Genomic DNA, 22,029 nt, shown 5'->3' on the forward strand with positions numbered 1-22,029 from the left:
ATAGCTGCAACAAATAGACTCTGCGACTTGAAATTCAAACAATAAAACTTAGAAGTAAAGCTATGAAATTGGAAACTGTTGATTATCTTGCTGAAGATGCAGCGAAGCAATTTGTTACCTCATTACGTGAAACAGGGTTTGGGGTTTTAAAAAATCATCCAATTCCAAAAGAATTGGTCGAGTCCATCTATGAAAACTGGTATCAGTTTTTTATGTCAGAGAGGAAAAACGAGTTTCACTTTAACGTAGAAACTCAAGATGGGTATTTTCCACCGACAGTATCTGAAGTAGCGAAAGGGCATTCGGTCAAAGATATCAAAGAGTATTTTCATATCTACCCATGGGGACAAATTCCAGTTGAGCTAAAAGAACAAATTCTTGAATATTATGAACGAGCAAACTTGTTTGCTCAGGAACTATTAGGCTGGGTAGAAGCGCATGCTCCACAAGAGATTCAAGATAAATTCTCAGTTGCTCTTTCTGAAATGGTTGAGGGCAGCAACAAAACATTGCTTCGTGTCTTACATTATCCACCAATGACCGGGGATGAAGAGCCAGGTGCAATTCGTGCTGCGGCCCATGAAGATATCAATTTGCTGACCATTCTTCCGGCAGCGAATGAGCCTGGGCTCCAAGTGTTGGGTAAAGATGGCGATTGGTTAGATGTACCATGTGACTTTGGCAACCTTATCATCAACATTGGCGACATGTTACAAGAAGCCTCTGGAGGGTACTTTCCGTCTACAACTCATCGCGTTATTAACCCGACAGGTGAGAAGCAGGAAAGCTCTCGAATTTCATTGCCACTTTTTCTTCATCCCAAGCCAGAAGTCGTTCTGTCTGAGCGTTACACTGCTGATAGCTACTTGATGGAACGCCTTCGCGAGTTAGGTGTCATTTAAGCATCTTCTATAAGCTTGGCTGGGCCGGGGATTTCAATGGTAAACATTGTGCCTTTCCCCGGTTGACTGTCACATTTTATACTGCCATTTATTCTTGCTAGTACATTGTAGACAATCGACAAGCCAAGCCCGGTTCCCCCGTTTTCTTTTGCAGTACTGAAGAAGGGGTCAAATATTTTACCAAGTATGTCTTGGTTCATTCCTTTTCCGTTATCGCTCACGGTAATGACTACTTTATCGTGTTCAAACTCTTCCATTCGAATCACAACTTTAGGTTTTTCTATATCTTCAAAAGCGTGGTTTTTGGCATTCAAGACAAGATTTGAAATCGTATGGTAAATCGCACCAGAGTCTGTTTTTACCTCGATATCTTGAATGTTGTCCATTTGGATATCGATATCTTTCATGTTAGGGCTTAACGCCATGATGGTGTCTTTAATCTTGCTGCCAATGTTAAGTTTTTCTTCAAGTGATTGAATGTTGTCGGAAGAGAGGCGTTTAAACCTTTGGATAATGTCAGCAGCACGCGATAAGTTGCTAATTAAAATTGAGGTAATGTCTTTTGATGACGAAAAAAAGTCGGTGAGATCTTGCTTAGTAAGCTTGTTTGTTGCCACTTTGTTTTCCACAGTATTGGTTAGCTTGACCAAATGGGTTGAGGTGGTGATCCCGATACCAATCGGAGTATTAATCTCATGGGCAACACCAGCGACAAGCTTGCTTAATGAGGCTTGTTTTTCTGCTTCAATCAATTGGCCTTGAATGGTTTGCAATTGATGAATATTGTTTTCCAATTGACTGTTTTTCTCCATCAACTCCATTGAGTAAGCTTTGCGCTCATCAAGGCGTTTCTTAACGATGCTTAAGACGTAAAATAAGATGAGTTTAAGGATGAGGGCCTCTGTTACGGTGGTGATGATCACCGCCCAAAATGCTACTTTTGAACTTGACTCTGCATGTGCGTAAATCAAATTACTGCGCTCAACGAGATGTTGGTTGAAATGAGCAATCTCTTCTAGTATTTCTTCATAAGACTCTTTTGCGTCTGTTGCAACGTGCATAAATTCGGCAATACGGATATTTTTCTCGGAGTAATAAATGGTTTTCAAAACGGTTTCATAATAACTTTCCCACGCATTTTCAATGTTCCTCGCTAGCGTGTTCGCTTTTGTATCCGTACCTGCTTGAGTCCGGTAGTTTGATAACGTGCGTTCAATTTTTTCAATGTCTATCTGAATGTCTTTTTTGATCGTCTCTTTTGTGTCGGCATCTGGAGCCATCACCAAAAACATCGTGAGCTGCCTAAGTTCTGACACGGGGCCTGTCAATTCAATATTATTCTCATTGACCTGTTCGACAGAATCGTAAACTTTTTTAATGGAATCGTTCACATCGCCAAGGCTGTAAATGTTGTATATACCCTGAAGAATCAAAACGCTGGTCGTAATGATAAAAAGGGTTAAGATTTTTTTTGAGAGACTGTCTTCTGCGAATCGCGACATATTATTGTCCTTGTGATTCAAGAATCTTAATAGGAAGTTTGAGTTGCTCTGGGTAAGGTTGCTCTCCTCTCACTGACCAATGGTAGTCACTGACCTGGATTTCCCATAAAGGATAAATGGCGGAAGTTCGTGGCGTAAAAACTATCTCTTTGTTCAACGCGATAATGTTGTATGGACTGGGTAAGAAGAGTTGGTAGTTTGAGTTATATAAATGCTGTATCAGACGAGTTAATACTTTTTGATAACTGGTTGCTGAATAAGGCGTAGCAATGAAGTTGTTCACAAGAGCATCTAATTCGGCATTAGGAGGCGTCGTGGTCCATGAAGAGGCCGTATCATAAATAAAGAACGATACCCAAGGATTTCTAAACCAGTCGAAATTAGGCCAAAGGACGACATCGAAATCTGTCGTATTTTGATTTACATGTGCGGCAATGGCATTAATGAACATTTCCGACTCTGATTTAGCAATGATGATTTCCACATCAAAATCGTACTTTTCAAGAAAGAACTTAATGTCATTCAGCATATAACGCATACTTTCTTGTGCGTATAGGCGTAGCGTGATTTTTTCTTCTGCTTTGTATCCGTAATTTTGCTTATGGGTCGCAAGAAGAGATTCAATTTGCGCTTTATTAGGCGGTTCTTGGCTTTGCGCGTGTTCGGGAAGAGAGCGGATGGCTTTGTCTACGCCAAGCAATTGTTCAGGGACAGAAATAAAAGTACTTCTTCCTTCGCCATTCATAGATAGTGATACTAAAGCATTTTGATCAATCGCGAGATTGACGGCCTTTCTAATATCTGCCTCTTTATATATTGGGTGACCATTAAACAGGTTAAAACGAGCGATATAGGTGTTCGTTGATTGAAGCCGACTGAGCTTAGAATAGGGGGCGTATATTGTCTCTAGTTCATCTGAGAATATGAGTGGTGCAATGTCCAGCTTTCCTTCTTCATATAGCGTAAGGTTTTTAGCTTCTTCTTGACTGAGACTCATATAGAGGGTGATTTTTTCGACCTTCGGTGAGTTCTTATCCCAGTAATATGGGTTTGCTTCTAATACGGCTTTATCACTTCTCCGATCACCTTCTATGTAACCTTCTTTTAAAATGTAGGGTCCTAGGCCATATGGACCCGCTTCAGCGAGATTTGGGCAAAAAGGCTTACCGTTCCAACCAAATTTATCTAGATAGGGTTTGGTATAAAAATGAAGCCAGATTGCGTCATACAACAATAACCCATAGTCTTCGGTTAAATGGAAGCGAATGACGTATGGCGATATTTTTTCTACTCGATCCAAAACCTTATATAACTTGGTAAAGGTATAGGGCTCCTTCATAAAGTATTCAATATTCATAAGGACAGAATCAGCATTGAAAGGGGTGCCATCTTGAAATCTAACCCCTTTTCTTAAGGTAAACTCATACAGTCTGGGCGAGATGATTTTGTGGCTTGTTGCAAGGTCATACTCCCAGCCTTGCGTATTATTGGCGGGTCTTAACAATCCGGCATTAATTGAGTGAGAGCTTGCAATGTATGGCAAGTTGGGTAAATAGACTTTTACATGGGAGCCGGAACGAAATTTATCGGTGACGCTATCAGAACTCGAATCCGCCCTAAAAGTTTGTTTAGCAGAAGAAAGGTTAGGGGATAGCAATAAAATAAATGAGGCGAGTAACCATGTGATTTTTAATGAAGACATATCAATTCCCGTTAATCTGGATAGGCATCTCTTAACTCAATGCACTCGTCGAAAATACTCAAAAAGACATCACACAACTTAGGATCGAAGTGTTGGCCTTTTTGCTCTAAGAAATGCTGTTTGATATCGTCGATTGCCCAAGGCTCTTTGTAGCAACGCTTAGAAGCCAGCGCATCGAAAACATCAATAATTGCTGTAATGCGACCTTCGATGGGTATGTCTTCACCTGTTAGGCCTGAGGGATAGCCGCTTCCGTCCCATTTTTCATGGTGGCTTGAAGCAATGATGGCGGCTATTCGCAAGATCTCGAGGTTTGAACCGGCTAATATTTCAGCGCCAACTGCGGCATGAGTTTTCATTATTTCCCACTCTTCAGCGGATAGCTTTCCGGGTTTGTGAAGAATATTGTCTGGGATCGCAATCTTTCCTATATCGTGCAAAGGAGAGGCGAGTTTTATTTTTCGGCGTAGTCATCACTTAATCCGGCATTTTTGGCTAATAAATGGGATAGCAGAGATAAGCGCTTAACATGGCTACCAGATTCTTTCGACCGGGTTTCTACTACTTCACCTAACCGATAGGCGATCTCTTTTTGTGTTTCAACCACTTCATTAATCAGAAACATTTTGTCGTAGGCAATGGTGGCACTTTTGATAAAAAGCTCAATCAACTCTCTGTGTTGTTCTAAAGTTTCTTCATTGCTTTTCACAACGATGATGCCGTTTGAGTCATGAACAGAGATAGGAAGGACGAAGGTGTTGTTATCTACATGGTGTAGTCGAGGCCGGAAAAAATCGAACTGAGCAGGAGCAACGTCACAATATGAAGAGAGCTCATCACCTAAAGGACATTTATCACCATTTGTTGTAGCAACAATCCGCCATTGTCCGTCCACAGGAGAGGCGCCGTAATGTATGGCATGGAGATCGTCGAGTTTTAACAGAGCGACGATTTGACGCAATATGCCTTGAAGCCAAGTTGCGCTTGTGTTTTCCACTAATATATCTGAGGTGGAATTGATGATAGTTTTTAGCCCTGCGCGGGTTTGCTCAATGGTAATGATGTCGCTGTAAGAACGGATTGCAGCAAACGTTGTGGTAATCAAGCGCGTAGAAGTTAGCTCGGTTTTATTCTTATAGTCATTAATATCGTAAGTAAGAATAACTTGCTCTTCTGGAGCGTCGCCAGGTTGTCCGGTACGTAAGATGATTCTGCTACTTTTGTTATTTTTAGTGTCTCGAATCCACTTTACTAAATCGAGACCAGCTTGGCGGGTTTCCATCACTACATCTAAAAGGATAACGGCGAAATCGTGAGGAGCGTTTTCGATTTGCTCTCTAGCTTCTTTGGCTGAATAAGCGTGTGTGAAATGTAGCTTTCTACCAAGAAACTCACAGTCGCCCAATACAATGTTAGTGACGTCGTGTACGTCTTGCTCATCGTCGACAACTAGGATTTCCCAGAACTTTTCCGTGATTGGTTCTAACGTCGAGCTCTCTTCTGCAAAGCAATAGCTTTCTTCCATATCTTTGTCTCTGGATATAACCGAATTCTTGTTTGACGAGTGAAATACATGTCACTTCGATCTATTAAATGGACTACAACTAAGGTTTAGGAGAAAAATAGACTTTTTTCAATTTTATCAGTTGCTAGTCATACCCAATGAAGCCATATTGCGATGGATGAGAATCTCATTTTTGAGCCGCTAAGACTTCAATAACTCGACAAATAACGCTGTGTGATTTTCAATTAATAATTATGTACTAGAGATCCACCATATATGACCACCTCAAATGAACTGACAGCTTGCTTTCAAAGCTATATGGAAAATCCGCTACTATGGCCAATTCTTGAAGTATTGAAGAAGACACCATCTGGATGGAAAGTTCATACACTAGCTTCGCATTTAGGAGAGCTAGGGTTTATACCTGCTCTTGATGCTTCGCCTGAAAAGGATCTGTTTAAGCGTAATTTTCTTATCATGAACGCGTTGTATCAGCTTCAGGAAACGCTGTACCCGGATAATTGGCTCCAAGTTGAGGCAATGAACATTATTTTGATGCCCGCGCATCAGGTTGCAGGACACGAAGTGGATCATCATGATCCCCTGCGGGATTACTATATCCAATGGCAGAACTATGAGGCTGAAGAGGGCGAGGTTAAGCGTTTGTTGAATGAATTCTGGACGCGATATCGTGAATTTGTCGGAAGCACTAACGGCAAAGACATGGACAGAGCCAAAGCGTTGAGTTTGTTTAAACTGCCACAAGATGCAACGCCGACGGACATCAGAAAAACATGGCGAAAACTTGCATTAAAATGGCACCCTGATCGTGACAATGGTGACAGTGAACAATTTAAAGTGCTTTGCGAAGCGTGGCATGTTTTACGTCATTAACGGGGAAACTCACTCGATAGAATGGCCAAAATAGTTGTATTCCACCATTGGTTTTTAAAATAGCGGTTCTGTATCAGCTCCGCTTCCTGCCTCATTCCGATACTCTTACAAAGCTTAACTGCTGCGATGTTGTCCGAAATGGTTTCTGCATAGGCTCGGTGAACTTGTAAGTGCTGAAAGCCAAATTCTAAAAGGGCTTTCATCGCTTCGTGAGCGACATGTTTATGTTGCTTATTTCGGACTAAACTACACCCCACGGATGCTTGGTTTTCGTTTTCAAGCCTGAGTCCTGCGATGCCTAGGTATTCCTCGGTAACACGATCCGTTATCGCTAAATGGTAAGCGTTTCTCTGTGAAATCTTAGCTTGTGCAATAAACATTTTAACAAGTTCATCGCACTTCTCTATTGAACAATCTTCGTCACTGTAAAAGCGTTGATATTTCTTGTCTTGGCATTGAGCTGTGTAATGCGCAATATCGCTCAATTCGAAATCACGGAGAACGAATCTGGGTGTATGGATTTGAAATGACATAAAAAAAGCGCCTTTCTAAAAGACGCTTTATAACGATTTTGGTGTTTGGCTGCTACTTCGAAGCGCGGAATTGTGATTTACGCATACGGTTTAATGCCGCCATGGTGTCGAGGACGCGTGGTTTAGCTAAATCCCCTTGATTTGGCATGTGTTGGTGCCATTCACCTTTGAGCATGTCATTGAACTCTTTAGCTGGGTTATTAGACCAGCCCGGTAATTGCGCCAACTGGAACCAAAGCCATCCAATTGCATTGATTTCAGCACTGGACTCCAATTGCTCAAGTGCTGCTAGGTCGATAAACTCTTTACCGAAGCGCAATGAGTCAATGCCTTTTGCAGATACTCGGAACTTTCCGTCTGCAAGCACGGCTTGCAATACTGCTCGGTTGACTGAACGTGGTCTGAACGTCTCTAACGCTTTTTCACTTTCGTTTTCTCGTTGGGTAGGGTGCTGTTGAATAACCTGACGCGCTTTTTCTGTCACATCAAGTGCTTGGTAGTCGTGCATTTGAATGACGGTATCGGCAACATCTAGGTAGTCACCAGAGCCTCCCATTACAACAATGGTAGAAATCTCCAACTCATCACGTAGCTGCCCAATTCGGTCAACCAGTGGTGTGATTGGCTCGTCACCTTTTGCTACCAATGCCTGCATGCGTTCGTCACGGATCATAAAGTTCGTGGCTGACGTATCCTCATCGATCAACATGCATTGTGCACCCGCTTCAATTGATTCTTGTAACCAAGCAGCCTGTGATGTGGAACCTGACGCATCTTGTGTCGAAAAGTCGCCAGTATCTTTACCCATAGGTAAATGGTTAATGTAGTTGGATAAATTTAGGTTATGAACGCAACGACCATCTTCAGCACGAATCTTCATCGCTTCTTCATTTGTGACAACGAGCTCTCGTCCATCACCCGGTAGATGGTTATAGATAGAGCGCTCAATCGCATTGAGTAAGGTAGATTTACCATGGAAACCACCACCAACAATTACGGTGATACCTTGTGGAATCCCCATGCCCTTCACTGGACCTTGGTTTGGCGTGTTTAACTCCACTGTTAGATTTTCAGGGGACTGGAAAGCAACGGCTTGTTTCATTGGAAGGTCGCAATTACCCGCAATGCGAGGGAGAATGGAACCATTGCCAACAAAGGCGATAAGGCCCTTTTCTTTGAGCTGCTCGCGCATTGCGACTTGGTCTTCAATCGATTCACAGTGATGCTTGAGTGCGGTGAGATCTAATTCTCGTTCGAGTGTTGCTCGGCGTACAAACTTTGGTAGATGGAATGTTAGTGCATTGATCGCGCGCTTCCCTAATACTGAACGACCCTCAGCAGGTAGATCGACTCTGAATCGAATTTCGATGCCTTGTTCAGTAAATAGAACGGCTGTACTGTCCATCACAGTTTGGCCTGTTAAGGCGATGCTGACGGAATTTTCTTGTTTAGCAAATGTCGCAAAGCTGCGAGCGATAAAATCTCTCGCGGCGATTTGGTAAGACGGTGATTTTTCTCTTAACCATTGCAAACCAGTCGGTGCCCACGGGCGAATAACGCGAAAACGTGATGCCGATGCGTAAGGGTCACCTTGGATATAATCTGCATGTAGTGTGAAATCACCAAAATCATACTGACCTTTAATTTGTTGGTATGCACGATAATTTTGTTTTTCTATTTTTTTTAAAAGGGCAATGAGTTGATCCATGGGAGTCACTTAACTTAGGTAAGAGAAAGGCGGGGATTATAGAAATCCCACGCTTTGGAGTAAAGGTAAAACTTGCTTAGCTTAAAGGCGTTTCGTTTGGAGAGCATGTAGCGTTATTTCGGTAAGCTACTGAAATTTGCTTCACTGGTGTAATTTTGATTAAAGAAAGAGTGTTCAAACTCATCACAGGGCATGGGTTTACCATAGTAGTAGCCTTGGCCATATTCACACCCTTCTTCAATAATAAACGCCTCATGCTGCTCTGACTCGATGCCTTCTACTGTGATAGACAGGTTAAGCTTTTTAGCAACATGAATGATGGAGCGCACGATTTCTTTGTCTTCATCACACTGATCAATTTGATGGATGAAACTTTTGTCGATTTTAATCGCGTGGAAAGGAAACTTCTTTAGGTAATTAAATGAAGCATACCCAGTCCCAAAATCATCCAGAGATAACATGATTCCAAGCTTATTCAGGCCATCAAGGGTCTGGTGCGCAACCACTTCATCGGCGATGAGGCTACTTTCGGTGATCTCAAGCTCTAAAAACTGAGGGGGTAAATTATAGGCATGTAAGAGATCATGAACTTGGTCCACAAATTGAGGATTTTGTAATTGAATTGCTGAAACGTTAACTGCAATTCGAAACTTCTCAACGTGTTGCATCCATTCAGAGGCTTTTTTAATGGCTGAGCGAAGGACAAAGTTGCCGACTTCGAATATAAGCCCATTTTGTTCGGCTAAGTGGATTAATGTTTGGTTTGATACGTCACCAAGAATAGGATGTCGCCAACGTAACAAAGCTTCAGCACCTGTCCAACGATGAGACGCTGGAGATACTTTAGGCTGGAAATACAGCAGCAAATCGTCATTTCTGACGGCTTGAAGAAGGTAGCTTTCTAATTGGCTAATGTGCTTTTGTAAGTCAGCAGTTGCCTGTGAATAGAAGCTAAACTTGTGGCCAGAATCTTTGCAAGATTGCATCGCTTCTGAAGCTTGCTTATACAGGTGCGTCACTTCAGCAGGGTTTTGTGTTGAACTGATGCCAATATAGGTGTGAAGATGAAGCTTTTCATGGTTCACCAGAAACTCAGAGTGTCCGATATCTACCAGTTGGTTACATAGGGTATTTAAATCTTCTTCAATGTGTCCGGTACGCAAACAAAGCACCAAATCAGTTGCACTGGGTCTTGCGGTAAATGCATTAAAACGCGCTAAATCACCAAGTCGTTTTCGATACTGAACGAGGGTTTTTTCCCACGTATGAAATCCATACTTTGACTGAATACTTGCCCCGTTAGCGAATCCGATATGGATAACGGATATGTAGTCGTTGCCATCAAGCTCAGAGGAATATTGTCGTAGCTGTTTTTGTAAACCCAACTGATTAAGGAACTGAGTTCCACTATCGTGAAACTTCTGATAGTGAAGTTTTTTCTCTACCGCTCTACGTTTATCGATTTCTTGATTTAGAGAGTAGTTAAGGTGCACGAGATCTTGCGTTCGAGTGTCAACTTTCGACTTTAACTCATCATTTAGCAAGCGCAGTTCTTCATTTTGAATAATGGTTGTAAGCTGCGCTTCAATAGAGTCACGAAAACTACATAACAACTGTTTGTATGTTAGGGAAAACTCGTTTTTTTTGTTGTCTAGTACACAAATGGTGCCGAAGGGTTCACCTGATGGCCAGTTGATTGGAACACCCATATAAGCACGCATGCCAAATTTCATATCAGGGTTATTTTTCCATTCAGGATCTTCAGTTGCATCGGGAACAATCAAGGCCGTCTGGTTATTAATGACATATTCGCAATAGAGGCCTTGCCCAAGCCGCTCACAATCACCAATAGCATATGGATGCTTATTGTTATTATTGCTGGAGAAGACCTCAATATAATCCTGATGGATGCGCATGACTAATGCTGAAGGAACATTGACAATGTCAGCCAGTAAATTAACGATGGCTTGCCAGCCGTTACATATATCTTCTGGAATGGTGATGGTATTAAGATTAATTTTTGACATACAACATTGCTTTTCAGGCTTGAGATCCTATTTAGGGGCGCGATATGCCCATTTGGTTACGGTGTCACCAAGTGGTGTTCGACGTTTTGATTTCGTATCTGTAAACAGAATGCCAAATAGTTAGTTTCAAAAATAAGACTAGTTCGTGACTAAAGTAAAGAAAAGCCCCTAACTAATGTAGGGGCTGTTTTATTGATGAGGTTCTTAATTATAAGAAAAAGAAATCAGTCTGTTGATTGAATGAAGTGGTCGAGATCAACGTTTTCAAGATAGTCAACGGTATCTAAGCCAAAGCCGTTGAGTTTTAGAAAATCTGCTTTGAAGGCTTGGTAATCACCAAGCTGTTTAAAGTTGTCTGGCCCTAGCTGTGCCATAAGCTGAGCAACTTTTTCTTGGGTATCTGGGTTTAACTCCCAATCATCCATTCTAATGAGGCGCTCCGGATCGAGGGGGATGGTTGTGTTTCCGTATAGCTTGTCACTAAATAATCGCTGCATTTGTTCAATACAGCCTTCATGCGTCCCTTTCTCTTTCATCACTTTATAGAGTGCAAGAATATAGGGGCTTAAACCCGGGATAAATACGCTTGCCTTCGTTACGAGCGCCTTACAGACAGTAGCGTAGGCGCCGCCATCAAAGTTAGATAATTTTAAATTGAGCGCATGACTGGTTTGGTGAAGATCGATCTTTGCTCGTCCAAGTGTGCCATCGAGATAAATAGGGTGGGTCACTTCAGGTCCAATGTAAGAAAACGCGATGGTCTTACAACCTTCCGAAACGGATTCTGAGTTAATGAGCGTATCGATCCAGCTTTCCCAGTCTTCACCGCCCATTACTTTGAGCGTTTCTTCAGTTTCACGCTCACTCGCAGAGGTTAGCGTTGTTTCTACCCAGCTATCGTTCTCTAATATAATGCTAGCGCCAGTGACATCTTGGTCGATGGGCTTTATCGCTGAGCGCCATAGCTCACCAGTGTCAGGGTTCGGTCTGACACCACTGGCGACACTATAGATGATAAGGTCCACTTCACCTTCGAAGTACGTTTCAATCGCTTCTACAACTTCTTGTTTAATCTCTTTTGAAAAGGCATCACCTTGGATATTGACGGCAATACGACCTTCTTGCTCTGCATATTCTTGAAAAAAGTAGTTGTTGTACCAGCCAGCAGAACCGCCACCAAGATTAGATGGCCCACGTTCGAAAGATACGCCAATAGTATCTGCATCACTGCCACCAAAAGTAAGCGCAATTCGTGCAGCAAGTCCAAAACCTGATGAAGCCCCAATAATAAGAACGCGTTTGGGTCCATGTTTTATAGGCTTGGCTGATTTTGCATAGTTAATTTGTTCAAGGACAGCTTGTTCACAGCCAAAAGGGTGAGCACTTCTGGCAACCACGCCATCGATAATTGGTTCAATAATCATTTTTGTTTTTCCGGCAACCAAGGTAGCAACAGAATAACCCAATTAATGGTGCGGGTTTTTGAGCTAGCCCAATTAAAGAAAATTAATTAACTCTTGAGCAACAAATTCCGCAATCCAAGGCTGGGCATCTTTCGTTGGATGGAGGCCATCTTTCATCATCCACTCAGGCTTGGCAATAACTCCTTCGAGGAAGAAAGGTAAAAGTGGCACATCGGTTTGCTGTGAGACTTTTGGATAAATGTTAGAAAATGCCTTTGTATAACGCTTTCCGTAATTGGGTAATACGTGGATCTGCATCAATAACGGTTTTGCTTGATGATCGATTGAAAGTTTTATCAGTGACATCAGGTTATTTTCAATGAGTTTAGGAGGAAAGCCTCGTAAACCATCATTCGCTCCGAGCTCGATTAATACGTAATCTGGTGAGTGTTGTTTGAGTAATGCAGGCAAACGGGCAAGGCCATTTCCGGTGGTATCACCTGAAATACTTCCGTTGATAACATCGACAGATTTTCCTTTGGTGGACAATACATTTGGCAATAAATTTGGCCATGCTTTTTCCACTGGCATTTGATAGCCTGCACTTAAGCTGTCACCAAGTATTAACAAAGTGGTACTACTGGCTGGAGCTACGTATAAAACAATAAATAAAAAGGGAAGTAGTCGAAACATGGAATCATCCGTCATTAAAGCGCAATCATTATCGAAAATAGTCTCTACTAAACAAGAACATTTGACAATCCTTCAAGACGTCAATTTGTGTATAGAAAGTGGTGAAAGTGTTGCAATTGTCGGCACGTCCGGGGCCGGAAAATCGACATTGATGACACTGCTTGCCGGTTTAGATGTCCCCACCAGTGGCAGTGTAGAATTACTGGGTAAATCACTGGCGTCATTAACGGATGAGCAACGTGCGGAGATACGTAGCCACTCGGTGGGCTTTGTGTTTCAAAGCTTTCTTTTGATACCAAGTTTGACTGCTTTGGAAAATGTGACTCTACCGTGCTTATTAAAAGGAGAACCCGAAAATATTGAGCGTGCCAAGTCATTATTGATAATGGTTGGTCTTGAACATCGTATGGAGCATAGTCCTGCTCAGTTATCGGGCGGTGAGCAGCAACGGGTCGCGTTAGCGCGCGCATTTATGATTGAGCCTCAAGTACTGTTTGCTGATGAGCCTACGGGTAATCTTGACCAAGCGACAGCTGAAAAAGTCATAGACTTGCTATTTGAATTGAATCGCGAGCACGGCACCACGCTGGTTTTAGTTACGCATGATTCTACGTTAGCCAAGAAATGTGATCGCACGATTCGAATGCAGGCAGGCAGAGTGGAGGAAGTGTAATGGCTTCAACACAGACTCTATTAGATACACGATTATTAAGCTGGAGCTGGAAGGAAATACGCCATGGTCAGCTTTGGCCTGTTTCTATTGCATTAACGCTCATCATTGCCAGTATTTTTGCGTTGACCGCGTTGGCGACTCGTATGGAGCAGGTGATCGTTAAGCAAGGTAAAGAAGCATTAACGGCGGACAGTGTTTTTGTTTCTTCAAATCCTTTACCTGAAAAACTAGTGGGCTTGGCTGAGCAACAGAATCTTCAAGTTTCTAAACGCGTTCGGTTTGGCACGATGGCGTTTAGCGATAACGAAATGAAGTTGGTTACGGTAAAAGCTGTCGATACGGCCTTCCCATTGCAAGGGGAGTTTCGGCTTAACCAAAATGGCACCATTTCTAAGCATATTCTCCCCTCACAATTATGGTTAGATGAAAGATTATTCGCTCAATTGGACGTAGTGGTTGGTGACACCATTACGTTAGGTGATGCGGATTTTGTTGTTACTGGGAAAGTAGAAGAGGAGCCGGGGTTAAGCTTTAACCCATTTCAGCAAATGCCTTCGGTCTATATTCATATCTCTGATGTGCCTAAGACGGGGGCTGTTCAGTTAGGTAGTCGAGTGAGGTATAACCTCTACGTCAATGGCAATGATGACCAAATCAGCCAATTAAAAGATGCAGTGGTATTAACGCCTAGCGATGAATGGCGAGATCAAAATACAGCCAGTCGAACCAATGAAGTATTTAAACGTACAACTCAATACTTGTCGCTATCTGTTGCCATTGTCATCATTATGGCCGCGACAACGCTGGTGTTGACATGCCAACATTACGTTTCCACACGACAAAGAACCATTGCCATGCTTAAAAGTTTAGGTGGAAGTAAGCGCTGGGTGGTGCGATGGTTGTCAACGCAAGTGCTGTTGCTGTTAGCTATTGCTGCGGTAATAGGTGTGGCAAGCGGTATTGGCTTGGAATTTTTATTGCGTATTCCACTTGCAGAATTGTTACCAAACCCACTTCCTAGCTACGGGATTGAACCCTACATTCTGGCGCTTAGTACGGCATTATTAATTGCCATTCCTGCTTTAGGGATCCCACTACTGAATCTAGTCAACACAAGTGCAATGAATGTGATGCAGTCACAATGGACGGCAAATCAAGCGAAAACTTATCTATGGTTGATTTTAGTTCCTGTAATTCCAATGTTGTTTGCTTATTACGACAACTTACTTGTTTGGATTGTTCTAGCGGGTGTAGCGGTTCTCTTTTTAGTGTTGGCTGGCTTTAGCCTTATTGTGACGAAAAATGTCGCGAAAATGCCGCTTTCTCCGTCTTACAAACTTGCACTTAGTCGTATCAATCGTTCTCCTATTTCGACCGGTATTCAATTCGGAGCTTTGGCTCTGTCTTTAATGCTGCTTGCCGTTATTTGGTTAGTAAGAAGTGATTTACTGACAGATTGGCAGCGAACATTGCCTGCTGATGCGCATAATGCTTTTGCGTTGAATATTGCGCCTTTTGAGCTTGAAAACTACCTACAAGCGCTCGATGAGCAAGCACTAGAACGCTCACCAGCTTATCCAATTATTCGAGGGCGACTTACTGGTGTTAATGGTCAAGAACCAACCGTGGTTGATACCGAAGGGGAAGGTGCCGATGCGTTACGTCGTGAGCTGAACTTTACATGGTCAGATGGTATTCCTTCACACAATGTATTGCTTGATGGGGAGTGGACAAGCACTGGGGGCGTTTCCATTGAAGCCGATATTGCTAATGATTTAGGGCTTAACATTGGTGATACATTGAGCTTTGTCATTAATAGTGTTGAGGTTCAAGCGGTTGTAAACAGCATCAGGCAAGTGGAATGGCGAGATATGAAGCCGAATTTCTACTTCATTTTCTCTCCTGATGTTTTAGAGTCCTTGCCAAGCACATATTTAGTGAGTTTTAGGATCACGAGCGATCAAAATAACCTCATCAACCAATTGTCACGCAGCTATCCTACCGTGAGCCTTATGGATATCCGTGGAATGGCAGCAAAAATTCAACAACTACTAAGTCAGATCATCTGGGCGGTCACGATATTGGCGGGTATTGGCGTGATTGCGGGGATCTTGTTGGTCTTTACCTTATTGCGTTTGAGCTTGTCACAACGTCAGCAGGAGATTCAACTTTATCGTACATTGGGTGCGAGCAATAAAAGGGTGATAAGAACCATTTTCGCTGAATACGGCATTATGGCGGTTGTCGCTGGAACGATTGCGACGGTAGGGGCTGAATTAGTTGTTGCAGGGTTAATGCATTTTGGTTTTGAACTTACGCCAACGTTGCATTTCTCACTATGGATAGCACTGCCTGTGGTGACTTTTTGCACACTAATTTTAGTTGTCGGGAGTTTATTAAAACGTTTGCTAGTCCCTATAAATAAAGACTTTAGCCAGTGAGTAACCGATCGGTTTATTCACTTATCCACAAAAACAGTGGATAAAGTTTGGGATAACTTTGCCTGTAGATAACTTTAATATTCCCTTAGCCCAATAGGGACAATGATTGGGCTAAGTTTGTTATTCACAAATCTGATTTTTTGTATTCTCAACAGAAGCGCGTCAAGTATTTTTTTGTTTTTTTTATTGCGAAAAAAAGGTGTTGTTTTTCATATTATCAATACTTTTTTTGTGATTTTCTTAACAGCAAAATCTGAGTAAAATGCGTTGGAATTTAACGAAATAAAAGAACGAATGGACAATCATCCTTCAATACAATCAGATATTCAGGTCGCAGTGATTGGTGGCGGTGTCGCTGGTGCAACGACCGCATTGCATTTAGCAGAGCTTGGTGTGTCGGTGACACTTATCGAGAAAAAAGACAGTTTGGTGAGCGGACCACCAATATGCCACCTCCATGCGGGGGGAAATCTTTATCGCGAAATTTCTCTTCAGCAGTGTCAAGAGCTTCTTCAACAGTCCATTGATACGGTAAGACTTTATCCTCATACGCTAAATCGGCGTCCAACCGTTATTGTTGTTCCTAAAACCGATAAAGGTCAGCCTGAAGACTTGTTGCCTCGGCTTGAATCGATTCGTTCCTCTTATAAAGAGTTGGTAAAAAAAGACCCTTCAAATCAGTTGCTAGGGCAACCAGATGACTACTACAAGCTCTATTCACGTGAAGATCTTGAAGTTCTATCCACATGTGAACAACCTGCGTCTCCGGCGTCGGCTGACGATTGGGTTATTCCATTTGCAAAAAACACCGACCTATCAACGTTAAAGTTCCCAGTTGTTGTTGTTCAAGAATTCGGATGGAGTGTTTTCCGTTTGGCGGCGACAGCGACATTGGCATTAGAGAACATTGAAAATGCAGAGTTGTGTTTGAACAGCACGTTAAAGGAATTATCCTTCAATGGTCATCAATGGCTTCTAGCGTACGAAGATGCGAATGGACAGCGTCATGACTTAACCGCTGATTATGTTGTTAATGCTTGTGGTTTTGAGACGGGTAGGGTTGATGATCTGGTACGTAAGCCTCGCCAGCGTCTTGTGGAGTTTAAAGCGGCGTATGTCACCAAATGGGATAGCAATCTTTCGCTTTGGCCTGAAGTAATCTTCCATGGACCTAGAGGCACCGATGAAGGCATGGGACAACTGACCCCTTATGCTGATGGCGTGTTCCAGCTTCATGGTATGACAAATAATATCACCTTGTTTAATGATGGTTTAGCGAAGTCTGGTGACCACTCAGCTCAGCCTGTTCTTCCTCAGAAGTTTTTGAAAAAAATTGCGACTGGTTGGGATGTGAAAGATATTGAAAGTAGAACAGGAAACTCAATACAACACATGAGCCAATGGATTCCAGAGTTTTCAAACGCCAAAGCCTTTGGAAAGCCTTTATTCGGAGCTCAACAAATCCCAGGTGAAGATGAAACATTGCGCTCAGCCGATGTTAGTTTTGAGGAAGGGCACTATGCGCGTTTGGAAGTGGTGAAGGGGTCTTCTGCACTTGAAGCCGCAAGCAAAATAGCCAGTACATGGGGTTTCGGACCTAAGATAGGAAAAACAATCGAAGAAACACACCCTGTAACAATGGCGCTAACCTATCAAGCGATAGAAGATAAAGCCGTTGAACTTGCTAAAACAAGGCAATACCCGGAAGCTTTAGCACTCAATTACGGGGAGTAATGAGCACTTCAACTTGATGAGGTGAAAGTTGAAGTGCTGTAAGTTGCTGCTACCTATGAATTGGGTTTATAACCATATCGCATTGAGTGGAGTATCAGGTGTGTAATGGTGTGCGATCTGAGCCTGTAAAAGCTCCGCAGTTGCAATAGCATCAGTAAGAGCATGATGAGGTGTATAGGGCGGTAAGCCATAACGCGAACGACTTGCCCCAAGTCTTACTGATTTAGGTTTCTTTCCTTTTAACATGTTCCAGAGTCCACCTGCTAACTTGTTTTGCACTAAAGACTCATTGAACATGGTGTCCACGACAGGAAACTCAATACCTTCATTAATCCTAGAGCGTAGGGCGCTATCAAAAAACTCTCTTTCGATTCGGTAATAATGAACGACGGTAATGTGCCCGGCCATCTGTCCTATTACATCTTCGTAGATCTCACTTAAGTCAGGCGCATCAAGAATATCGTTGTGTGTGATCCCGTGAATGATAATGGACTCTTCAGCAAGCTTCTTTCTTGGTCTCACTGTCCAATGTCTCGCCTTATTTAAGAAAACACGATTTAATGTAAAAGGCACAGTTCCAATCGTGATGATGTCATCTTGTTTCGCATCCAAGCCAGTTGTTTCAAAGTCCATCGCCAGGAAAACAACATCCGAAATTGGAGTATCACCGCTTGGGATCGGTGTTGAATAAAAAGCCTCTAACGCACTATTTTTTACGCTATTCTTTTTTTGGTCAAACTTATGTAGCCAATCTATAGCTGGTGGGCGAACTGTTTTATTGAACATAGCCTTCTCACTTAAAGTTATTGCTGGCTTGATAACGGAACTTCAAGAAGTTCTGAGCATTACTTAATACTTGGAATGCATCTTTCAAGTTTCTGCGTTCAAAGTCAGACAGGTTTTCTGGTTCAATATTGTTATCAGGGTCTGTTCCGTTCTCGACATCCATCGCTTGGTGTCGGATCCTTACCATCGAAATGAACTCTAACGCATCTTTGATATCGCGTGCTTTGCCTTTTGGCAGGATCCCCGCATCGTGGATATCATCAAGTCTTTCAAAGGAGTTTTGGGAGCGAGAGCCAACGGCGAGTGCATGAACACGGATTAAGTCTGCCAGTGGCGCGGTGCCTCGACGTTTCAGGTTGATCGAGTTATTGTGCTGCCCATCTTTTTCCATCACAAAGTCTTTAAAGAAGCCAAGAGGTGGGGTCCGGTTTAATGCATTACGAGCAAGGCATGCGAGGAATCGATTGTTCTTCCTTGCTCTGCGAACGATAAAGCCATTGAGCTGTTCTGCCCATTTTAAACGGCCATATACACCATCGAGGTCGAAGAAAATGGATGCATTTAGCAGTGCTTTCGGGTTTGGATCATCAATCCAATCGGTAAAGCATTCTTCCCATTCTTCGCGAGTCATACGCCACATAGGGTTGGTTGACATAATGTCACCTGTACAATATGTATAACCGCATTTGTTTAAGCCATCGCAGACACGTTTTGCAAGTTGCGCAAAGTATTCATCGTGCTGCTCTTTGACAAAACTGTTGTCGAGAATGATGGCGTTGTCTTGATCGGTCACCAACAACTGTTCATCTCGTCCCATTGACCCAAGTGCTAGGAAGCAATATGGCACAGGAGGAGGGCCGAGTTCTTCTTCTGCAAGTTCGATAATACGTTGCTTAAAGCTGCGGCCAATCACTGACATCGCGGTGCCAACCATATGAGAGTTGGCGTCTTCGTTTACCAGTCGCACAAAACTGTCTTTAACTTGCTCGGAAATGATCACAAGTTCTTCAATCGATTGTTGTTGGAATATGCTACTTACCAGCAATAGTGAGTTCTGAGATTCATATCGGACAATATCTGTCGCTTCTAGAACACCAATTGGATTTTTGTCTTTGAGTACAGGTAGATGGTGAACGTTGTAGCGCAGCATCGTGAGCATAGCTTCATAAACATAAGCATTATGATCGAGCGAAATAACTTCGTTAGTCATGACACTGGCGACTTCATCATCAGGGTCAAGCCCTTGAGCAAGTACTCGTGTACACAAATCACGGTCGGTAATGATACCCACGAGTGGCGTCGTGTCAGTTTCATCGTCTTCTAAAATGTCTGGATCAATGATGAGCAAAGATGAAATGTTTTCATCGGCCATTTTAATGGCAACGTTCTGAATGCTTTCAGTTTTGTCGACAAAAACTGCATCGCGTGACAACAACGTACGCACTTTAGAAGTGGTTAAATCGTTTTGATCTTTTGTACTTGATACGGCTTGACGAAGGCGAGCATTGTCTTCCACTTCGACAAAGTCAGCAAATGAGTCATGGTTTTCGTACAGTTCTTGGAATACCGCTTCAGGAATGCAATAAATCAAACTGTCTTCGATGGCCTTTACAGGGAATCGAACCTTGTTGTTCGTCAATAAACCCATCTGACCAAATAACGCACCTTGATCGAGCCGGTTATAGAGCTCACCTTTTCGGCGATATACTTCAACAACGCCACTTCTCACCATATAGAGATCATGAATAGAGTCTCCAAAGTGGATAATCGGCGTGTCCTGACGAAAGTAACTGATTTCGACGTTTCTCGTTACATAGTCCAATACGTCTTCTTCTAATTCGTCAAAAGGTGGGTATTGTGTCAGGAAGTTCTTGATTTCTAATAATTCGGCTTCCATGAAAATCCTTGATTTGGTCAGCAAGTGTATTTAACTCATGGTACATGATAAAGGCGGTACATGCATGCCAAGCTCTGTTGGTGAGTTGAGAAAGGTAACTAGATTGAGCAGAAAAAAACCGACAGCTTTCGCTATCGGTTTCATGTGTGGGGATAATTTGGGGTAAGATGAACTTAAGTTCGATAGCGTTCAAGCACTAATCCAAGATTCTCAGTTGCACTAGAAAGTTGGCTAACGCCTTTTGATGATTGCTCTGCGACATTTTTTATAATGTTCGATTGCGAGCGAATACTTGCAAGTTCAGAGGCAATGTCATTGGCAACAGCACTTTGCTCACTAGCTGATGTTGAGATCTGTAAACTCATGTTGTTAATCGCAGAAGCAGAATGAGCTATAGTGCTGATATCGTTACCAATATCTGAAATAAGAGCACTGCTTGTTTGTGCTTGAGATACCGTTTGTTGGGTAATATGGGCAATGCTTTGGCTCTCTGATTGTAACTTTTCGATCATTGTTTGGATTTCTACCGTTGCTTCTTGAGTCCGGCTTGCAAGTGTTCTTACCTCGTCGGCCACAACAGCAAAACCGCGCCCTTGCTCACCAGCTCGTGCCGCTTCAATTGCTGCATTTAGAGCTAACAAGTTTGTCTGCTCTGATATTCCATTAATCGTGGTAATAACTTCACTGATCTGGCTGGTATTGTCATTTAACAACGACGCAGATTGGGAAGCTTGGCTGATTAGTGAAGTTAGCGCTTCAATTTCAGTAATTGCACTTTGAACCAATGCTGAGCTTTCAGCTACTTGACGTGTATCTGATTCTGTTTGCTCAGTTGCTTGGTTCGCAACCGATGATACTTCTTGCGCAGACGCCGTCATTTGCTCCATTGCGGTGGCGACAGAATCAAGAGAAGCATATTGATTGGTGATTTCACGTTCGCTTTGCTTCATATCCTGTTCGAAAGAGGAAGAGGTTTCATTTAAAGTGGATGCGTTGGTTTTGACAGTGACGACCAGTTCGCTCAATGTGTCCATGGCGTTATCTAGAGCGCAGCCAATAGTACCAAACTCATCTCGTCCGGGATGGAAACCTAAGCGAGAGGTTAGATCACCCTCAGCGATTTTTTGTGTTGTGGTGTACAGAACCCAGAGCGCTCCCCCAATAAAAGTCGCGACCCAGTAAAGAAAAATCGCAAAGGGGATCGCCCAAAGATAACTCAACGCAAAACTTGTCAGTAGCTTACGCTCAGAGGTGACTATGGTTTGTTCAACATTTTCCTTATATTGGTAGGCCTTACCATTTGAGCCTAGCTGTGTTGCGGTAACGACACCATTGGTAATAACAGAATCTGAAACACTAGAGATTTGCTCTAGACCATCAATCTCCAAGCTTTGATAGTCGGAAGTTGTAAGTATTCCGGCAAGCTTATACTCAACTTGATTGATTAAGCTCTGTTCTAATTGCTGTTGTTGTACTCGGTAATGAGAACCAGAAATAAAGGTAATAGCCGTTAAAAATATAATGAAAACAACCCACATTTTGTCGTTTATCGACATCTTAATAAAAAGCTTGTCTATCGTTCTGAAATCAACTTCCTTCATGGCAGATCCATCTGATGGTTAAAGTTGCT

At 42.6% G+C, this 22,029-nt stretch carries 17 protein-coding genes; 5 read left to right on the forward strand and 12 right to left on the reverse strand.

All coding sequences use genetic code 11. From position 1 onward, the window contains the following. Positions 1–62: 62 nt before the first annotated feature. Entirely contained in the window at positions 63–902 is an 840-nt protein-coding gene (locus ACQEXU_RS02215) for an isopenicillin N synthase family dioxygenase (RefSeq protein WP_427009502.1), read from the forward strand. On the opposite strand, the gene ACQEXU_RS02220 is transcribed toward ACQEXU_RS02215, so the two are convergent. Genes ACQEXU_RS02220 through ACQEXU_RS02235 form a run of 4 tightly spaced genes read right to left on the reverse strand, consistent with a single transcriptional unit; the run spans position 899 to position 5,631 of the window. Continuing rightward, entirely contained in the window at positions 899–2,404 is a 1,506-nt protein-coding gene (locus ACQEXU_RS02220; protein WP_367989953.1) for an ATP-binding protein, read from the reverse strand. The two genes, ACQEXU_RS02215 and ACQEXU_RS02220, sit on opposite strands and share 4 nt — an antisense overlap. 1 nt (position 2,405) lies before the next feature. Beyond that, positions 2,406–4,106 (reverse strand): ABC transporter substrate-binding protein, encoded by a 1,701-nt coding sequence (locus tag ACQEXU_RS02225; RefSeq protein ID WP_427009503.1) that lies wholly within the window; start codon positions 4,104–4,106, stop codon positions 2,406–2,408. Positions 4,107–4,117: 11 nt separating this feature from the next. After that, complete coding sequence (locus tag ACQEXU_RS02230) at positions 4,118–4,546, reverse strand: HD-GYP domain-containing protein (RefSeq protein ID WP_427009504.1); 429 nt, start codon at positions 4,544–4,546, stop codon at positions 4,118–4,120. 14 nt (positions 4,547–4,560) lie between these two features. Continuing rightward, complete coding sequence (locus ACQEXU_RS02235) at positions 4,561–5,631, reverse strand: DUF3369 domain-containing protein (protein ID WP_427009505.1); 1,071 nt, start codon at positions 5,629–5,631, stop codon at positions 4,561–4,563. Positions 5,632–5,886: 255 nt separating this feature from the next. On the opposite strand from ACQEXU_RS02235, the gene ACQEXU_RS02240 reads away from it, so the two are divergent. Beyond that, on the forward strand, positions 5,887–6,504 hold the full coding sequence (locus ACQEXU_RS02240) for a DNA-J related domain-containing protein (RefSeq protein WP_427009506.1): 618 nt from the start codon (positions 5,887–5,889) through the stop codon (positions 6,502–6,504). Here the strand turns inward: ACQEXU_RS02240 and ACQEXU_RS02245 are convergent. The 5 genes from ACQEXU_RS02245 to tesA form a co-directional block, all read right to left on the reverse strand. Beyond that, positions 6,501–7,037, reverse strand: coding sequence for a GNAT family N-acetyltransferase (locus ACQEXU_RS02245; RefSeq protein WP_427009507.1), 537 nt, complete (start codon positions 7,035–7,037; stop codon positions 6,501–6,503). The genes ACQEXU_RS02240 and ACQEXU_RS02245 overlap by 4 nt on opposite strands. 52 nt (positions 7,038–7,089) lie before the next feature. Further along, on the reverse strand, positions 7,090–8,745 hold the full coding sequence (locus ACQEXU_RS02250; protein ID WP_427009508.1) for a P-loop domain-containing protein: 1,656 nt from the start codon (positions 8,743–8,745) through the stop codon (positions 7,090–7,092). Between the two features lie 113 nt (positions 8,746–8,858). Beyond that, complete coding sequence (locus ACQEXU_RS02255; protein WP_427009509.1) at positions 8,859–10,772, reverse strand: sensor domain-containing phosphodiesterase; 1,914 nt, start codon at positions 10,770–10,772, stop codon at positions 8,859–8,861. A gap of 224 nt (positions 10,773–10,996) precedes the next feature. Beyond that, entirely contained in the window at positions 10,997–12,196 is a 1,200-nt protein-coding gene (gene fabV / locus ACQEXU_RS02260; RefSeq protein WP_427009510.1) for an enoyl-ACP reductase FabV, read from the reverse strand. Positions 12,197–12,268: 72 nt separating this feature from the next. Continuing rightward, positions 12,269–12,868 (reverse strand): multifunctional acyl-CoA thioesterase I/protease I/lysophospholipase L1, encoded by a 600-nt coding sequence (gene tesA, locus ACQEXU_RS02265; RefSeq protein WP_367989945.1) that lies wholly within the window; start codon positions 12,866–12,868, stop codon positions 12,269–12,271. Here tesA and ACQEXU_RS02270 point away from each other — a divergent pair. The 3 genes from ACQEXU_RS02270 to ACQEXU_RS02280 all read left to right on the forward strand — a co-directional run bounded on the left by ACQEXU_RS02270 (position 12,867) and on the right by ACQEXU_RS02280 (position 17,716). Next, a complete protein-coding gene (locus tag ACQEXU_RS02270) occupies positions 12,867–13,541 on the forward strand; it encodes an ABC transporter ATP-binding protein (RefSeq protein WP_427009511.1) in 675 nt (224 codons plus the stop codon). The two genes, tesA and ACQEXU_RS02270, sit on opposite strands and share 2 nt — an antisense overlap. Beyond that, complete coding sequence (locus ACQEXU_RS02275) at positions 13,541–15,982, forward strand: ABC transporter permease (RefSeq protein WP_427009512.1); 2,442 nt, start codon at positions 13,541–13,543, stop codon at positions 15,980–15,982. The genes ACQEXU_RS02270 and ACQEXU_RS02275 overlap by 1 nt, the downstream gene beginning before the upstream one ends. Before the next feature lie 294 nt (positions 15,983–16,276). Then, positions 16,277–17,716, forward strand: a complete 1,440-nt coding sequence (locus tag ACQEXU_RS02280; protein ID WP_427009513.1) for an FAD-dependent oxidoreductase — start codon at positions 16,277–16,279, stop codon at positions 17,714–17,716. A 66-nt stretch (positions 17,717–17,782) separates the two neighbouring features. Here ACQEXU_RS02280 and ACQEXU_RS02285 read toward each other — a convergent pair whose 3' ends face one another. The 3 genes from ACQEXU_RS02285 to ACQEXU_RS02295 form a co-directional block, all read right to left on the reverse strand. Continuing rightward, positions 17,783–18,502 (reverse strand): 3'-5' exonuclease, encoded by a 720-nt coding sequence (locus tag ACQEXU_RS02285; protein WP_427009514.1) that lies wholly within the window; start codon positions 18,500–18,502, stop codon positions 17,783–17,785. 7 nt (positions 18,503–18,509) lie between these two features. Further along, the gene (locus ACQEXU_RS02290) at positions 18,510–20,399 is read right to left on the reverse strand and encodes a putative nucleotidyltransferase substrate binding domain-containing protein (RefSeq protein WP_427009515.1); all 1,890 of its coding nucleotides are present in this window, start codon (positions 20,397–20,399) and stop codon (positions 18,510–18,512) included. 173 nt (positions 20,400–20,572) lie between these two features. After that, a complete protein-coding gene (locus ACQEXU_RS02295; protein WP_427009516.1) occupies positions 20,573–22,000 on the reverse strand; it encodes a methyl-accepting chemotaxis protein in 1,428 nt (475 codons plus the stop codon). Positions 22,001–22,029 lie beyond the last annotated feature (29 nt).

This window comes from Vibrio sp. TRT 21S02, assembly GCF_050113675.1.
Lineage (GTDB): Bacteria > Pseudomonadota > Gammaproteobacteria > Enterobacterales > Vibrionaceae > Vibrio.

Excerpts from the sequence above, each read along its gene's own strand:
- ACQEXU_RS02295 (WP_427009516.1), bottom strand. The coding sequence starts at position 22,000 with ATGAAGGAAGTTGATTTCAGAACGATAGACAAGCTTTTTATTAAGATG.
- ACQEXU_RS02245 (WP_427009507.1), bottom strand. The coding sequence starts at position 7,037 with ATGTCATTTCAAATCCATACACCCAGATTCGTTCTCCGTGATTTCGAA.
- ACQEXU_RS02225 (WP_427009503.1), bottom strand. The coding sequence starts at position 4,106 with ATGTCTTCATTAAAAATCACATGGTTACTCGCCTCATTTATTTTATTG.
- ACQEXU_RS02270 (WP_427009511.1), top strand. The coding sequence starts at position 12,867 with ATGGAATCATCCGTCATTAAAGCGCAATCATTATCGAAAATAGTCTCT.
- tesA (WP_367989945.1), bottom strand. The coding sequence starts at position 12,868 with ATGTTTCGACTACTTCCCTTTTTATTTATTGTTTTATACGTAGCTCCA.
- ACQEXU_RS02220 (WP_367989953.1), bottom strand. The coding sequence starts at position 2,404 with ATGTCGCGATTCGCAGAAGACAGTCTCTCAAAAAAAATCTTAACCCTT.
- ACQEXU_RS02255 (WP_427009509.1), bottom strand. The coding sequence starts at position 10,772 with ATGTCAAAAATTAATCTTAATACCATCACCATTCCAGAAGATATATGT.
- ACQEXU_RS02290 (WP_427009515.1), bottom strand. The coding sequence starts at position 20,399 with ATGGAAGCCGAATTATTAGAAATCAAGAACTTCCTGACACAATACCCA.
- ACQEXU_RS02240 (WP_427009506.1), top strand. The coding sequence starts at position 5,887 with ATGACCACCTCAAATGAACTGACAGCTTGCTTTCAAAGCTATATGGAA.
- ACQEXU_RS02235 (WP_427009505.1), bottom strand. The coding sequence starts at position 5,631 with ATGGAAGAAAGCTATTGCTTTGCAGAAGAGAGCTCGACGTTAGAACCA.
- ACQEXU_RS02215 (WP_427009502.1), top strand. The coding sequence starts at position 63 with ATGAAATTGGAAACTGTTGATTATCTTGCTGAAGATGCAGCGAAGCAA.
- fabV (WP_427009510.1), bottom strand. The coding sequence starts at position 12,196 with ATGATTATTGAACCAATTATCGATGGCGTGGTTGCCAGAAGTGCTCAC.
- ACQEXU_RS02275 (WP_427009512.1), top strand. The coding sequence starts at position 13,541 with ATGGCTTCAACACAGACTCTATTAGATACACGATTATTAAGCTGGAGC.
- ACQEXU_RS02280 (WP_427009513.1), top strand. The coding sequence starts at position 16,277 with ATGGACAATCATCCTTCAATACAATCAGATATTCAGGTCGCAGTGATT.
- ACQEXU_RS02250 (WP_427009508.1), bottom strand. The coding sequence starts at position 8,745 with ATGGATCAACTCATTGCCCTTTTAAAAAAAATAGAAAAACAAAATTAT.
- ACQEXU_RS02285 (WP_427009514.1), bottom strand. The coding sequence starts at position 18,502 with ATGTTCAATAAAACAGTTCGCCCACCAGCTATAGATTGGCTACATAAG.